Origin of the sequence: Dorea sp. AM13-35 (assembly GCF_003473885.1) — a bacterium.
Lineage (GTDB): Bacteria > Bacillota > Clostridia > Lachnospirales > Lachnospiraceae > Dorea_D > Dorea_D hominis.
This window is the reverse complement of record NZ_QUCZ01000005.1, coordinates 133,654-148,766: the sequence shown is the minus strand read 5'-3', so window position 1 is coordinate 148,766 and position 15,113 is coordinate 133,654. Positions and strand designations below refer to the sequence as shown.

Genomic DNA, 15,113 nt, shown 5'->3' with positions numbered 1-15,113 from the left:
TTTCTCTACCCCGGTAGAACCCCGCAGTCTGAACCTGGAACACATGGACGATCCACAATTGGGATCTGAACTTTCATAGTCAAACCTTCCCTATATTCCGATACAGCATATAATTTCAAGCCCAGATCTGTCGCCATCTCTCTTGCAAGATAAAGCCCCATGCCGGTTGGTTTCTTGTTGACATTGATATCACTGCCGGTGAAGCCTTTATCAAAAATATACGGGAGATCGCAGGCTTTTACGCCACAACCGTTATCTTCTATATAAAGTATCCACATTTTCTTCCTGTTTTCTTCTCTTTTTTCCACATGGATACGGATTTCCGGCTCTTTATCACAATATTTGACCGCATTGCTGATAAACTGTCCCAGCATAAATTCAAGCCCTCTCCGGTCACTGTAGATTTGAATCCCTTCCGGCTCCATCTGGATATCCACGTGAAATTTCTTCTCCTCCAGAAGCGGACCGTAATCTTCCAGGACTTTCCCCAGTGATTCTTTAAGATTCAGCATTTCAAACAGATAATCTTTGTGACCACCCTTTAACCTTGCATAAAATAACATCTGATCGATCGATTCCTGCATACGTGTCTGAATATATTCCAGCTTATATCCGACCGGCTCTGAAAATTCTTCTTTATGATTTCCCAGTATAAATGCAAGCAAAGATAACGGCGTTTTTACCTCATGTGACCACCCTTCAATATATTCTTCATAATCTTCTGTCTTTTTCAACAGATTTTCTTTTTCTTTTCGTTGTATTTGCAAATAGTCGAGGAGATTCTGCATCCGTTCTTTCTCTGCTTTCCCGCAGTATAGCAATAACTGTTCTGCAGTCTTTTCCTCTGGTTCCTTTAAAAATAGAGCAAATGCCTCTTCTTTTTTCTGTTCTTTCTTTACGATATAAATGCAGACCCCGGCATACATTAATACGGTCATCAATGTGAGAACTCCTGCAAGTACTTGTAACACCTGGACGTCTGCAAGCGCAAGAAATAAAATACAGATACCTTCCACACACCCTGTCAACAAAAGCCAGGGCATATATTCTGCTATTCTCTTTCCGTAGTTCTTCATCCTGTACGTTCTCCTTACATCATTTTTTTACTTTTCTTTTAATGAGTTGCCTGACATCTGCCTTTTATCACCGAATTTCCAAACGATAGCCTGTTCCCCGGATGGTTTCAATCTCTTCTTCCATATGAAGTTTCTGCATGGTTTTCTTTAATCTCGTCAGATTTACCTGCAATGCATTTTCATCGATAAAATCTATTGTATCCCAAAGTGCAATCGACAGTTCTTCTTTTGTCACGATCTGCCCACGCTTCTTAAGAAATACTTCCAGTAATTTTCCCTGATTCTTTGGCAGGACAATCGATTCATCATGGATATAAAGTGTATATGTCTGCTGATCCAGCAAAAATTTTTTCCCTTCCAGCAAATGCTTGCGGCCTTCATATCTTTTTAACACATTGGACACCCTCGCCAGAAGTCTTTCTTTCCGGCATGGCTTTGTCAGATATTCATCCGCACCCAGTTCCAGCGCACGCAGTTCATCTGCCATCTGGTCTCTCGATGTCAGTACACAGACCGGCGTCGTTCCTTTATGCTTCAACTCCCGACAGATCTGGAATCCGCTCTTCCCCGGCAGATTAAGGTCAAGCAGAACGAGATCAAGAGGAGCTTTAGAAAGCTCCTCTTCCACCTTTTCAAAATCTTCTACCGCCACGACTTCATATCCGGCCTTTTCCAGTATTTCTCCTAATTCTTCACGTATGAAGGCTTCGTCTTCCACAATTCCTATTCGTTTCATAAAATCATACTTTCTTTTATTCTTCTCTTTCCGGCACCATCAGATACAACAGATATCGGTCGCTGAGTTTCTTGACTTCCAGAATATAGATCAATTCTACGATCAGAAGCAGCAGGATCATCCCGCTTGCACTTAAGAGCAATACTTTCTGTGTACCTTCTCCTGTTTCCACAAACAGGGAAAATAAGCTTGCCATCGCCGGAATACTTCCGGCTGCTCCTAAGAATACCGGAATGCCAAAATACCAGTTAATCTGCTTTCTTGCGGAACGGCAGAGCGCATTGGAGGTTGCTCCGAGCCGTATCAGAGTCTGATACCGTCTGCCAATTTTCTGCTGATTTGTCAGGAACTGTACACTGATTACCGTATTTCCAATAATCAGGAAGATCACTGCCAGATAGATTGTAATATAACTTGCACATACACCGTAGAACATACGTCGTCCAAGGCTCTGCAAAAAACAGTCATACGAAATTCCGACTTTGTCAAGTTTCTGGTTCATTTCCTGATATACACGGATAAGTCCCTGTTTTTCCGTTTTTGAAGGTTTTAGCACGCCATCCAGATATGTGGTGCCCTTTCCGGCTGTCATCTGTTCATAAGCCTTGTCCGGTACGATCAGCGCAAATCCAAGTGTAATCGCGCGGTCGGCAACGATTTCTTTATTCATAACCTTTTCCCCAAGGCTCCATGTCTTTCCGTCCATTGTAACATGTATATTTCCCTGTAAGGCTTTACTCATTATTTCTTTAAACTCATCGGAATAAAGTGCCGATCCAAGGTAAACTGCTGCCTGGTGATCTTTCAATGCAAGAGGCTTTTCTCCTGCCTGTTTTAACAGCTCATTATACCCGGATAATGCAATAATATGCGGTGTATCTTCCCGTTCTATCTCCATTGCAAATACATTTTCATTCGGTGTCTTTCCATCTTTTTTCAACTTGTCTACGAGTTCATCTGCGTTAAAGCCAACTACCCGGTTCTTCTTTTTCGATGGTTTACCTTCCTTATCCAGATTTTCGATCGAAGATTCTATATATCCGGTTTTAATCTGGATCAGCTTTTCAAAATCTGAGCGAAGCCCGGACTTCTGCAATTTTTCAATAGTTGTACTGACGTCCTCATTGTCATCGTCAAATGTATAATCTACGACACGCTCGCTCTGTACCGTATAACTTCTGGCAATCCCGATTCCTGCACCGAACAGGCAGAGTGCTGCGAGGATCAGAATACAGCTCACCGCCGGGACGCTGCTCTTGCGGATAAACATTTCTTCCAGCTGGCGGAATGTAAACATTCCCAGTCTCTCGTGTCGGCTGCCCCATCTGCCCAGTTGTTCCAGTATCAGCCGGAAACCATAGAATACAAGAAATACTCCGGCAATTCCAAAGACTACTGTCCGTGCAAGAATAAGAAGGTCATCCCAGATATGTCCACGGATTCCATCATAAAATGCCACAAACAATAACACGCATCCTGTCGCAAAGGCAAGCACATACAGAACCTTCGGTCTTGTTTTTCCCTGCTCTTTTGCCTGCGGATTCATAAGATTGCCGATCTCGTCCTTAACTACCGCGCCGCTTAAGAACAGGCACGCAAATAATTTTACCAGTATGAAACCGACAGCGGTTCCAATCACTGCGGCGAATGAAAATGTACTCTGATGACCGAGGATTCCAAGCCCCTCTACCTTCGCTGTGATCAGGCTGACCAGCTCGGAAATGCAGACTGCAACCGGGATTCCTGCCACAAGGATCAGAAGACTGCTCTTAATATCTTCTGTCATCAACATAAAAAACAGCCGGCTCCGGCTCATGCCCATCATACGGTACACACCAAATTCATGTTTTCTCCGCTCCATCTGGTAACGTCCTGCAAAATATACGAGAAAGAACAAAATGCATAACGATGCGCCAAACAGTATCGGAACCATTTGAAAGATTTTCTGTATAGCATCACTTTCCATCTCTTTCAGGAAAATGATCACATCCTGCTTCGGCAGTGCCAGAATCACATAAAATGCAATTACGACAACGAGAAGTGAAGCATGAAACAATCCATTTTCCCTGCGGCTTCTCTTACTGTTTCTGGAGACAAGTTTAAAGAACATTTGCACTGCCTCCTCCCAACTGCGCCAACACTTTCAAAATGCGCTCGTAAAACTCCTGCTGGGATTCTTCTGCGAAATCTCTGCGCAGCTCATGGAAGAGTACTCCATCCTGGATAAATAAAATCCGTCCGCAATAACTTGCTGCATTTGCATCATGTGTCACCATCATGATTGTTGCTTTTTTGTTGCGATTTAAACCGAAGAGTTTCTCCATCAATGCTTTTGCATTACGCGAATCCAACGCCCCGGTTGGTTCATCTGCCAGAATCAGGTGTGGATCCATGATCAATGCTCTGGCTGCTGCTATACGCTGTTTTTGCCCGCCGGACATCTGTGTCGGAAATTTGTCCAGTACATCCTGTATCTCAAGATATGCTGCCAGTTCTTTTAACTTCTGTTCTCCTTTTTTCTCTTCATATTTATGAAGAGCCAGCGGAAGAAGAATATTTTCTCTTCCGGTAAGGTTCTCTAAAAGTTCAAAGTTCTGGAAAAGGTAACCGATCTGGCGTCCTCTGTAATCGGAAAGTTCTGCGCCTTTCAGCGAACGGATATCGGTTCCATTTACAAGAATCTGTCCTCCTGTCGGACGGATCACACTTGCCACGCAGTTAAGAAGTGTGGATTTTCCGGATCCGCTGCTTCCCATGATTCCTAAAAATTCCCCTGTCTGTACTTCCAGGCTGATTCCATCCAGTGCCTTTGTCTCATTTTTCTTGTTTCCATAATATTTACATAAAGATTCAATTTTTAAAATACTCATTCTCTGCTCTCCTTTCATTGATGTAATCATAGCATCTGTGGCTTCCAAATAACACTTACAGTGAATGAAAGGTTTCGCAGGCTTTCGTTTCTGGTATTTGATAATAATATGCCTTACAGCAGATCATCCTTAATATCTTCCTCTGTCATGCGAAGTCCGACCACACTCGAAACAGGCAGTGAAAATACGATTGCCTTCTCCTTACTCTTCAATCCGGTTTTCTCCATGATTGCTTTCATAATCTGTGCTTTCTGTGAGGAACGAGTAACAATGAAGATCATTTCCTTCTCTTCCACGAGGGAAACACCAAGATATTTTCTGGCGAGCTCTGTTCCGGTTCCTTTCGCATGGACAACTGTACCGCCTCCCGCATTTGCTTCTCTTGCGGCTTCCATAACCGTATCGATATATCCCTGATTGGCAATGGCAATCATCAGTTCATAATCTGTCTCCTTCAATGCTGTTTCCTCCTCTTTTTCAAATGGCTGTTCCTGTATCAGATATTGCAGTGTCTTTTTGCCGCCTATGCTCGCAAGCGGCACTGCAAAAGCAATTCCCGTTCCCGGAACATCAATTTTCATATCAATGATCAGTCCGCGTTTCAGTCGTTTCCATGTATCTCCGGTCACGATGGAGAGAAAAAGAATCTTTTCTGTTTCTTCTAATCCAAAATAATTCAGCACCTCACTGTTCGCTGTCCCTTTTCCCAGTATTTCAAAAAATACCTGCTGTTCGTGTGTCTTATAAAATTCGCGAAACTTTTTTCTTGCGCTGCGGCTTGTGATCGCAGCCATCATATATAACCGGCTCATATTTTTCCGCCTTTCTAATTCCAATAAATCGTTTCATACTGTACGCTCTCACATCTACACTCCACTCTGGTCGGCACTAAACATGTGTCGTTGACATATAGCTCTTCTGGTATCATCATAACTCTATAATATCCATGTCGCCGTATGCTTCCAGTGGCAGTACAGGAACCGCCTCTTCGGTCTGGCGTTTCTTCTCCTGATGCTGGTAAACCGCACCCAGTATCTGTATCGTGATAAGTGGTGTCATCGCAACCATTGCCACAACACCAAATGCATCCGTAACTACATTTCCGCCAATCGCTTCGCATGCTCCCTGTGCCAGAGGCAACAGAAAAGTTGCCGTCATTGGGCCAGAGGCCACACCACCGGAGTCAAATGCTATCGCAGTGAAGATTTTCGGTACCCGGAACGCAAGAAGCAAAGAAACTGCATAACCCGGTATGAGAAACCAGAAAATAGAAATTCCGGTCAGTACACGGATCATTGCAAGCCCCAGTGAGACCGCAACGCCGCAGGACAAACTCAGTCCCATTGCCTTCCCAGGTATCGCACCCGAAGTCAGCTCTTCTACCTGCTCCATGAGCACATAAACTGCCGGTTCCGCTTTTACGATGAAATAGCCGATCACCATACCGATCGGTACAAGCACAAACGGATTCGGTAACCCTGCAAGTACCTGTCCCAGATAATTACCGGTTGGGAGAAATCCTACATTTGCCCCTGTCAGGAACAGCACAAGCCCAATGTATGTATACAGGATTCCAATTGCAATTTTCACCAGTGTCCGTTTCATCAGATGCAAAGCCAGTACCTGGAACACAAGGAAAAATACAACAATCGGAAGCAGTGATAATAGCATTTCTCTTATATAAAGTGGAAGTTCCGCTGTGAACAGTCTTCCAAGTTCTATCGAATCCTTCACATCCGGAATATGGATGCCTGCATAAACGCCACTCTCCGGGCGGTAAAGAATGCCTAGAAGCAGGACGGCAAGTACCGGCCCGATTGAACAAAGTGCAACCAGACCGAAACTATCCGTTTCTGCATATTTATCACTTCGTACTGCGGAGAAGCCGACACCAAGCGCCATAATGAAAGGAACGGTCATCGGTCCTGTCGTGACTCCGCCGGAGTCAAATGCGACCGCCAGCGAATCTGCCGGCACAAAAAACGCAAGAATAAATATCACCGGATAAAACAAAAACAATAATCTGTAAAGCGCAATTCCAAATAACATACGAAGAACCGCAACCACAAGAAATATCCCAACGCCTGCCGCTACTGCAAAGATCAGAACATTGTTCGGAATAGACGGAACTTGTTCGGCAAGCACTTGCAGATCCGGCTCCGACACCGTAATAATAAATCCCAGCGTAAAACACAATAACACAATAAATGGAAGTCTCCTGGAACCGGAAATTCTCGTTCCAATTCTCTCTCCCATAGGCGTCATCGCAATCTCAGCTCCCAATGTAAAAAACATCATTCCCACAACAAGAAGAATCGCGCCCACTAAAAAAGCCATCAGAATTCCTGCCGGAATCGGAGCGATCGTAAAACTAAGCAACAGAACAATCCCTATGATCGGCAGTACGGCTTCCAATGACTCTTTTAGTTTTTCCAATAATTTTGACTGATATAACTTCAATCGATACCATACCTTTCCTTTTATTTTTTACGTTTCATGTGGACTAATTGTAACATACTCTGGTTAATTTTTCCTTAAGAAAATTTCGTTTTGTTTAAGAAAAGGAACATACTTTAGACACATTTTCCCTGTATACTAAGAGTCAGATAGTTGAAGAACACATCAACTATCACCCCCTCATAAAGTAGCACCGGTCAAGCCGGTGTGCACTTTACTCTCATTCCTTTAGAAATGACCCGTCCCCTTTTCAATTTGCACCTGGCACTTTCTAGAAAATCCCCGTCCCCACTGCGCGGTGGAGTTCATCAAGGATCTCTTTTTCCACAGTCAGTGGAAAACCATCCACACTCAGTACCTGTTCTTTTGTCACGCCATCGATGCTGCCGAGATCTACGATTGCCTGCAGATAGGATTTGATTTCTTTATATGTAGGAAGTACCTGTATCTTTTCTATCTTTTGTATATATGCCGCTAATGCATATGCGCCCCAGTTAGATACGGTTGCGATAATTAGATTGTCAACTTCTACCTTGCATGGTACAAGCGCCAGTTTATCTACAATAACTTCTTTCAGATTGCCCATACCGATTTCATTTCCGCCATCTCCGACACCAAATGTCGGGATTCCGCGCTTTTTGGCAAGATCAAAAAGGATATCGGCTTTTGCTGTATTTTTCTTAATGCTTACACCGCGCATATTTGCATAATCATCTTCAATATTTTTGCCACAGCGTTCAATGGAAATCAGTGCAACCGGATCGTAATCTTCCAGAACTTCTGTATATTGTTCCACGCCATCACAGATATGTGCATATTCTACGTCCAGATTTTCAAGTTCAAAAAATCCACGACAATATTTATCTGTTACGATGATCGGTCGGTATCCGACAGCCCGCAGTGCTTTTGCGAGTGTCATCGTTCCGAGAGGACCGTCCGTCTCTGCATGTCCCGCTACATAAAATCCGGTTGTCAGAAATATATTTCCTTTCGGAAGCTCCAGAATCTTCTCAGCTGCCCTCTTGCAGTAGAAATCGCCCATATATTTGCGCAGGATAGTCATACCGCGCTTGGAATGACGCAGTACAATATCTTCAACGGTTTCTTTTTTTATATTTACTTTTGTCTGTGCCGCCTGTGCCTGTGCTCCCACTTCTAATCTCTCCTTTATTTTTGCTGTCGTCTTCTGCCTGTTTTATTTCCCAATTACTTCTTCGATTGATGCAATCCTGATGTTTTCTGCTTCCAGCGCTTTACGGATCTTCTGAACAAATGCCAGTGCTTTCGGTCCGTCTCCATGCACGCATACAGAATTTGCTTCAACCGGAATCTCTTTTCCGGTAATCGCTGTTACGGTTCCTTCCTTTATCATCTTGATGACACGTGCCACAGCTTCGTCTTCATCGGTGATCATTGCGCCCGGTTTGCTTCTTGCTACCAGCGAGCCGTCTTCTTCATATGCTCTATCCGCAAATACTTCTTTTGCCACGCGAAGTCCTACTGCCTTTGCGGCTCCCATCATTTTGCTACTGCTCGGTGCAAGAAGGATAAGCTCAGGATCGACTTCTTTGATTGCTTCTGCGATTGCTGTTGCCAGTTTTTCATCTTTTCCTGCCATGTTATACATTGCACCGTGCGGTTTTACATGCTGCAGTTTAATTCCCTGTGCTGTGCAGAATGCTTTCAATGCCCCGATCTGATACTGCACCATTGCTTTTACTTCTGCCGGCGATGCTGCCAGATTTCTTCTGCCGAATCCGACCAGATCCGGATATCCCGGATGTGCGCCAACACGGACGCCCTGCTCTTTCGCAAGTGCTACGGTCTTTGCCATTACCACCGGATCGGATGCATGAAATCCACATGCTACATTTGCAGAAGAAATAAAGGGAATGACTTCCTCATCCAGTCCGCATTTATAATTTCCAAAACTTTCTCCAAGATCACAGTTCAAATCTACTGCAAACATTTTTCTTCCTTCTTTCTATGTTTCAAATCTTTTTTCAGACTACTTCCATCTATTCTCAAAACCGCACAATACTCGTGTTCTCCCATCACTGCACTGCTACGCTTTTACTCATATCATGGTGAGTGGCTCTATTAGAACCTCTTTAGTACTTCAATTCTACATTCTTTACATCCGTAATCAGCATATGTCCCGGTGCGTGTGTGATCACAATATCCGGTTTCACATTCATAACAACATTCTGCGGTGTTACGCCACATGGCCAGAATACCGGAACTTCTCCTTCATTGATCGTTACACTATCGCCGAAATCCGGTTTCATTACATCAAAAATACCAATTGCTTCCGGATTGCCAATCTGTATCGGTGCACCGTGTACTCTTGGCATCTCACCCGTGATCAGTGCGGATTTCACAACCTGGTCATTCGGGATCGGACGCATGCTGACTACCATATTTCCTTTGAAAATACCTGCCGGTGTGCAAGCGATATTTGTCTTGAACATCGGCACGTTACAGTTTTCCTCGATATGTCTGACCGGAATTCCTGCTTCCAAAAGTGCAGATTCAAAAGAGAAGCTGCATCCGATCAGAAAGCTCACAAAATCATCCTGCCAGAACTCTTCAATGTCGGTATACTCTCCGACAAGTTCACCTTTTTTGTAAATGCGGTATTTTGGAAAATCCTTTGCCAGATCCACATCATCTGCGATATAGTGAAGGTCTCTGCTTCCTACGTCGCTGACTTCAAGGATCGGACACGGTTTCGGGTTTCTCTGGGTAAATAAGAGAAAATCATAAGCCAGATCCTTTGGCAGGATAACCAGATTTGCCTGTGCATATCCCGCACACATACCAGATGTCGGACATGTTATTTTCCCTTCTCGGATCAGTCTTCTGACCTCTGCCGGTTTCAAATCACTGTAATTTACTGCTTCACTCATCTTTACCTTTCCCCGCTTTCTGTTTTCCATATCTTTGCTGCTTCATCTAACGAAATTTTCTGAAATCTCACCTGATCCCCCGGCTTGCCCTGTACCAGTTTCGGGATATCAAAAGAACACACTGTAGCAATCTTTGCATATCCTCCGGTTGTCTGCCGGTCTGCAAGTAGAATGATTGGTTTTCCATTTGTCGGAACCTGAATGGAACCAAGTGCAATTCCATCGGAAATAATATCCGTTCCGTTTACACTTTCAATCGGTGCACCTTCCATCCGGTAGCCCATCCGGTCACTCTGATCAGATATCGTATACGTTTCATTGTAAAATGTTTTCTTTCCCGCCTCGGTAAAATACTCTTCCTGCGGTCCTTCGATTACACGGACAGTGATTGGTGATGTATATACATCCGGCTTTGCCATCCGGTCTTTCAGTGCTTCATAACTTCTGCCATTTTTGCCAATTTCAAAAATATCTCCGGCTGCCAGCGCCCTTCCTTCGTAACCACCCATCTTACACTTCAGATTTGTTGAACGGCTTCCGAGCACAACCGGAACATCAATACCACCGGCGAAAGCTACATAAGTTCTGCAACCTGCAGTCACCATTCCAAGAGATAAGATATCTCCGGCTTTCACCTGGTATGCACGGTACATTTCTGTCGGTTCCTCATTTATCTTTACGTCCATTGTTGCTCCTGTAACAGCAATGACTGCATCTTCCGTAAATTCCATCGTTCCGCCGAACAAAGTTATTTCCAGTACGGCTTCTCCGTTTTCATTTCCCACAAGATAATTGGCTTTCTTATAAGAAACTTCGTCCATGACTCCGGATGTCCCGATACCGGAATTCATATATCCGTATCTGCCCGCATCCTGTACTGTTGTAAGCGGTCCCGGAATAACAACTTTTACTGACATCCTTCATCACCTTCTTCCACAACCTCTACCTGATACTCTCCTTTTACGATCATGTGGCGGATATCGTAGTAATCGCCAATCGTGATCGGTACAAAACGGATATATTCTCCTGCTTTACAGAGGATCGGATCTTCTCTGTACGGATCATAGAAATCAACCGGTGTACCACCCATCAGTCTCCATCCTCCCGGTGAAGCCAGCGGATAGACTCCTGTCTGATTGCCGCCGATGCCGACAGCCCCCGGAAGAATCCTTACGCGCGGGCTTTTCAGTCTTGGCATTTCAATTCGTTTATCCAGACCACCAAGATAAACAAATCCCGGCAGGAATCCCATCATATAAATTTTATAATCAACGGAACTATGGATCTTTATGATCTCGTCACGATCCAGTCCGGTATGTTTTTCCATATCTGCCAGATCCAGTCCGAATCTTGCGCCATAACAACACGGAATTTTTAAAATCCGTTTCTTCTCTGTTGTCTTCCCAATCAATTGTCCGGTCAGCTCTGCTGTCTGCTTCCTTACATTTTCAAAAGAGGTAATTGCCGGATCATAATAAATCATCAGAGAGCGAAACGTTGGTACCATTTCCTGTACACCCGGAATCCGAGTTTCTGCAATTCTCGCTGCCAGCGCATGTACTTTGTCATTGATCGCAGGATCGATCTGATTGCCAAATTCCACAACCAGCGCCCGGTCCCCTGCCGGCATATATTTTATTTCTCCCATGACTTCACCTTCTCATTTATTTATCTGTTGCTTTGTAAAATTCATCCAGAACTGCTACACGGATCTTCTCCAGAAGTTCCGGTGCTTTTCCGCCAACCGGCTTGCCATCGATCTCATTTGCATGCAGACATAAGTTGCTGGAGCTGGATACGATAACTTCATCTGCGTTGAACAAATCATCCAGTGTGTACGGTGTCTCGCTTACCGGAATCTCCAATTTCTTGCAGGCTTTGATAATATGTGCTCTTGCAATACCTGGAAGAATCAGGTTGTCAGTCGGTGCTGTTATCAGTTTGCCATCTTTAATAATATGGACATTACTATGTGCACATTCTGTTACACGTCCACCCGGTCTGTAGAATACACATTCCTGACATCCGGCTTCTTTTGCTTTCTGTGTCGCAACTACAGAAGGAATTAAGTTCAATGTTTTGATATTACAATGGAAGAAACGTGTATCTTCTCTTGTGATCAGCTTGATTGGCTTCGTTCCATCGGAAATTTCTGCCGGTTTCAGCATAATCCATAAGTTTCCAGGACCCTCTGTATATGCATGATCACGGATACCGGTTCCTCTTGTGACCTGATAGTAAACAAATAAATTACCTGTATCCATTTTATTTACCATTTCCTGAAGGAGTTCTTTCAACTCTGGCTTTGTTACCGGCATTTTAATGTCCAGAAGTCCCGCACTGTTAAAGAATCTGTCGATATGTTCATCAATTGCGAAAATCTCATAATTTCTGGACGGACCTGCATCGTATACACCATCTCCAAACCAGCTGACACGGTCGTTCATCGGGATTGTCATCTCATCCAGTTCACCGTATTTGCCATTGTAATAACCTAAAGTTTTCATTGTAAATTCCTCCTTCTCCTGACCTTTTTACACTAAAAAAGGCGCACAAACTCATGTTTGTGACGCCTTCGTCCTGTACGCTCTATTAATTTCACCTACATTTTATGCTCACCCATTAGTTTTGTCAATGGGTTTTACTTAATTAAAGTGATAAATTTTCTTCCATCCATAAATACAGATCTTCAAATACCTGACTGCGGTCTGTTTCATTCAGGATCTCATGCCTGTCATCCTGATACAGCTTCATCTCTACTTTTTCAAATCCGGCATTCTTGTACTTGTCATATACTTTCTGTACTGCTTTTCCAAAATCTCCAACCGGATCGTCTGCACCGGATACAAAGAATATCGGCAAATCCTTCGAAATCTTCTCTATGCTCTCTTTGCGGGCAAGCACTTTCATTCCTTCAAACATCTGATAATAACCGCCAACCGTAAACTGGAAAGAGCAAAGTGGATCTTTCTCGTATTTTCTGCGCACATCCAGATCTGAACTGATCCAGTCTGTTGCTGTTACTGCCGGATGAAATTTCCTATTATAATTACCAACGCTCATCTTATGCACAAGCGGGCTGTGATAATGCCAGCCCCTTGCTGCCGCAAGCCCTTTGCAGAGCTTCTGCCCCATGTTCAATTCCGCCATGCTGTGTTCACCGGTTCCCATGATGATCGCACCGGCAAGTCCGTCAGCATACATCGTCAGATACTGACGAAGCAGAAATGAACCCATACTGTGTCCCAGCATAAAATATGGTAGATCCGGATAATTCTTCTCACCGACTCTGCGGACTCTGTGGATATCTCCGATTACATAATCGTTACCGTATTCTTCCGGGAAATGTCCGTATTCTTCCGGCTTTGCTGCAGTCTTTCCATGTCCCAGATGGTCGTGCCCGATCACAAGATAACCATGTCCGTTTAAGTATCTGGCAAATTCATCGTAGCGGTCTATATATTCTACCATTCCGTGACAGATCTGGAGGATCGCACGCACTTTACCTTCCGGAATCCAGATGATTCCATGTGAGCGCGTCTTCCCTTCTGCACTTAAAAAGCTGAAATCTTTCTTCATTTTATATCAACTTCCTTCTCCTAACGATCTTCCATTTTTACATATTCTTTGTAGGAAGCCAGTGGCTTATACGCCGGACGGATAATCTTATCCGCATTCTTTAACTCTTCCAGACGGTGTGCACTCCAGCCGACAATACGTGCCGCCGCAAAAATCGGTGTGTAAAGTGCCGGAGGAAGATCCAGCATACTGTAAACCAGTCCGCTGTAAAAATCTACATTGGCATTAACACCTTTGTAAATCTTACGCTTCTGTGCGATCACTTCCGGAGCCAGACGTTCTACAAGCGCATACAGTCCGTATTCTTTTTCACAGCCTTTTTCCTCTGCAAGCTGTTTTACAAATTTTTTGAAAATGTCTGCACGCGGATCTGAAACAGAATAGATTGCATGTCCCATTCCGTAGATCAGACCTTTCTGGTCAAATGCTTTCTTCTCCAGCAGATCATTTAAATACTGACGTACTTCATCTTCATCTTCCCAGTCTGATACATGCGCTTTCATGTCTTCAAACATTTTCGTTACTTTGATATTCGCACCACCGTGTTTTGGTCCTTTTAACGAAGCCATCGCTGCTGCCATCGTTGAATAAGTGTCCGTTCCGGAAGAAGTTACAACGTGTGTCGTAAATGTTGAGTTATTACCACCGCCGTGATCCATATGCAGAACCAGAGCCATATCAAGGAGCTTCGCTTCCAGTTCTGTGTATTTACGATCCTCACGGAGCATCATCAGAATATTTTCAGAAGTAGACAGATCCGGTGATGGCGCGTAAATAAACAGGTCATCGCCCATACGGTAATTATATGCATGATAGCCGTACACCATCATCATCGGGAACTGGCTGATCAGGTTCAGACACTGTCTTAATACATTCGGGATACTTGTATCATCCGCTTTGCGGTCGTAAGTATACAGATTCAAAATACATTTCGCCAGCGTATTCATCATGTCCTGGCTCGGCGCTTTCATAATGACATCACGCACAAATGTCGGCGGCAATGTCCGGCGCTCTACGAGTGTCTCATGGAACATCTCCGACTCTTTTATATTCGGAAGCTCGCCAAACAACAACAGATATGCGATCTCTTCAAATCCAAAATGTCCGTCCTCTAAAAATCCACGCACCAAGTCTTTGATGTTATATCCACGGTAATACAGATTACCTGCACACGGAACTTCTTTGCCGTCCACGATCTTAGTCGCACAGACATCGGAAATATTAGTAAGGCCGGCAAGTACTCCTTTTCCATTCACATCACGGAGTCCGCGTTTTACTTCGTATTTGCTGTACAGGTCTTTTTCTATTGTCGTATTCTTCTCACACAGTTCTGCGAAATGCTCAATCTCCGGTGTGATCTCGAACAGTGCATATTTGTTTTTTTTCTCCATGCGCATCATCCTTTCTTTGTTAATATCTTTGTTTTTCAATCCACAATTGTTTTTTTCTGCAACAAATTTATTGTTATTTACCATTTATATGATGT

14 protein-coding genes are annotated in these 15,113 nt (G+C 43.9%); all 14 read right to left on the bottom strand.

Going from position 1 to position 15,113, the window contains the following annotated elements; genetic code table 11:
* Positions 1 to 5: 5 nt before the first annotated feature.
* Positions 6 to 1,076, bottom strand: coding sequence for a sensor histidine kinase (locus tag DW152_RS07370; protein ID WP_118288304.1), 1,071 nt, complete (start codon positions 1,074 to 1,076; stop codon positions 6 to 8).
* Positions 1,077 to 1,143: 67 nt separating this feature from the next.
* Positions 1,144 to 1,812, bottom strand: a complete 669-nt coding sequence (locus tag DW152_RS07365; protein WP_021860612.1) for a response regulator transcription factor — start codon at positions 1,810 to 1,812, stop codon at positions 1,144 to 1,146.
* Between the two features lie 16 nt (positions 1,813 to 1,828).
* Positions 1,829 to 3,922, bottom strand: a complete 2,094-nt coding sequence (locus tag DW152_RS07360) for an ABC transporter permease (protein WP_118288303.1) — start codon at positions 3,920 to 3,922, stop codon at positions 1,829 to 1,831.
* Entirely contained in the window at positions 3,912 to 4,682 is a 771-nt protein-coding gene (locus DW152_RS07355; protein WP_118288302.1) for an ABC transporter ATP-binding protein, read from the bottom strand. Before DW152_RS07355 ends, DW152_RS07360 begins: the two co-directional genes overlap by 11 nt.
* 113 nt (positions 4,683 to 4,795) lie before the next feature.
* Entirely contained in the window at positions 4,796 to 5,494 is a 699-nt protein-coding gene (locus DW152_RS07350) for a P-II family nitrogen regulator (protein ID WP_021860609.1), read from the bottom strand.
* Positions 5,495 to 5,609: 115 nt separating this feature from the next.
* Positions 5,610 to 7,142 carry a DUF1538 domain-containing protein gene (locus tag DW152_RS07345; RefSeq protein WP_118288301.1) on the bottom strand — a complete coding sequence of 511 codons (1,533 nt, stop codon included), beginning with the start codon at positions 7,140 to 7,142 and terminating at the stop codon, positions 5,610 to 5,612.
* 268 nt (positions 7,143 to 7,410) lie between these two features.
* The gene (locus DW152_RS07340) at positions 7,411 to 8,292 is read right to left on the bottom strand and encodes a DUF4392 domain-containing protein (protein WP_243059857.1); all 882 of its coding nucleotides are present in this window, start codon (positions 8,290 to 8,292) and stop codon (positions 7,411 to 7,413) included.
* A 42-nt stretch (positions 8,293 to 8,334) separates the two neighbouring features.
* Positions 8,335 to 9,108 carry a LamB/YcsF family protein gene (locus DW152_RS07335; protein ID WP_118288300.1) on the bottom strand — a complete coding sequence of 258 codons (774 nt, stop codon included), beginning with the start codon at positions 9,106 to 9,108 and terminating at the stop codon, positions 8,335 to 8,337.
* 142 nt (positions 9,109 to 9,250) lie between these two features.
* Entirely contained in the window at positions 9,251 to 10,048 is a 798-nt protein-coding gene (locus DW152_RS07330; protein ID WP_118288337.1) for a putative hydro-lyase, read from the bottom strand.
* Between the two features lie 2 nt (positions 10,049 to 10,050).
* Complete coding sequence (locus tag DW152_RS07325; RefSeq protein ID WP_118288299.1) at positions 10,051 to 10,965, bottom strand: biotin-dependent carboxyltransferase family protein; 915 nt, start codon at positions 10,963 to 10,965, stop codon at positions 10,051 to 10,053.
* Positions 10,956 to 11,696 (bottom strand): 5-oxoprolinase subunit PxpB, encoded by a 741-nt coding sequence (gene pxpB / locus DW152_RS07320; protein WP_021860597.1) that lies wholly within the window; start codon positions 11,694 to 11,696, stop codon positions 10,956 to 10,958. Before pxpB ends, DW152_RS07325 begins: the two co-directional genes overlap by 10 nt.
* A gap of 16 nt (positions 11,697 to 11,712) precedes the next feature.
* Complete coding sequence (locus tag DW152_RS07315; protein ID WP_021860596.1) at positions 11,713 to 12,555, bottom strand: aminotransferase class IV; 843 nt, start codon at positions 12,553 to 12,555, stop codon at positions 11,713 to 11,715.
* Between the two features lie 142 nt (positions 12,556 to 12,697).
* Positions 12,698 to 13,627, bottom strand: coding sequence for an alpha/beta fold hydrolase (locus DW152_RS07310; protein ID WP_118288298.1), 930 nt, complete (start codon positions 13,625 to 13,627; stop codon positions 12,698 to 12,700).
* 20 nt (positions 13,628 to 13,647) lie between these two features.
* A complete protein-coding gene (locus DW152_RS07305; protein WP_021860594.1) occupies positions 13,648 to 15,018 on the bottom strand; it encodes a citrate/2-methylcitrate synthase in 1,371 nt (456 codons plus the stop codon).
* Between the last annotated feature and the right edge of the window lie 95 nt (positions 15,019 to 15,113).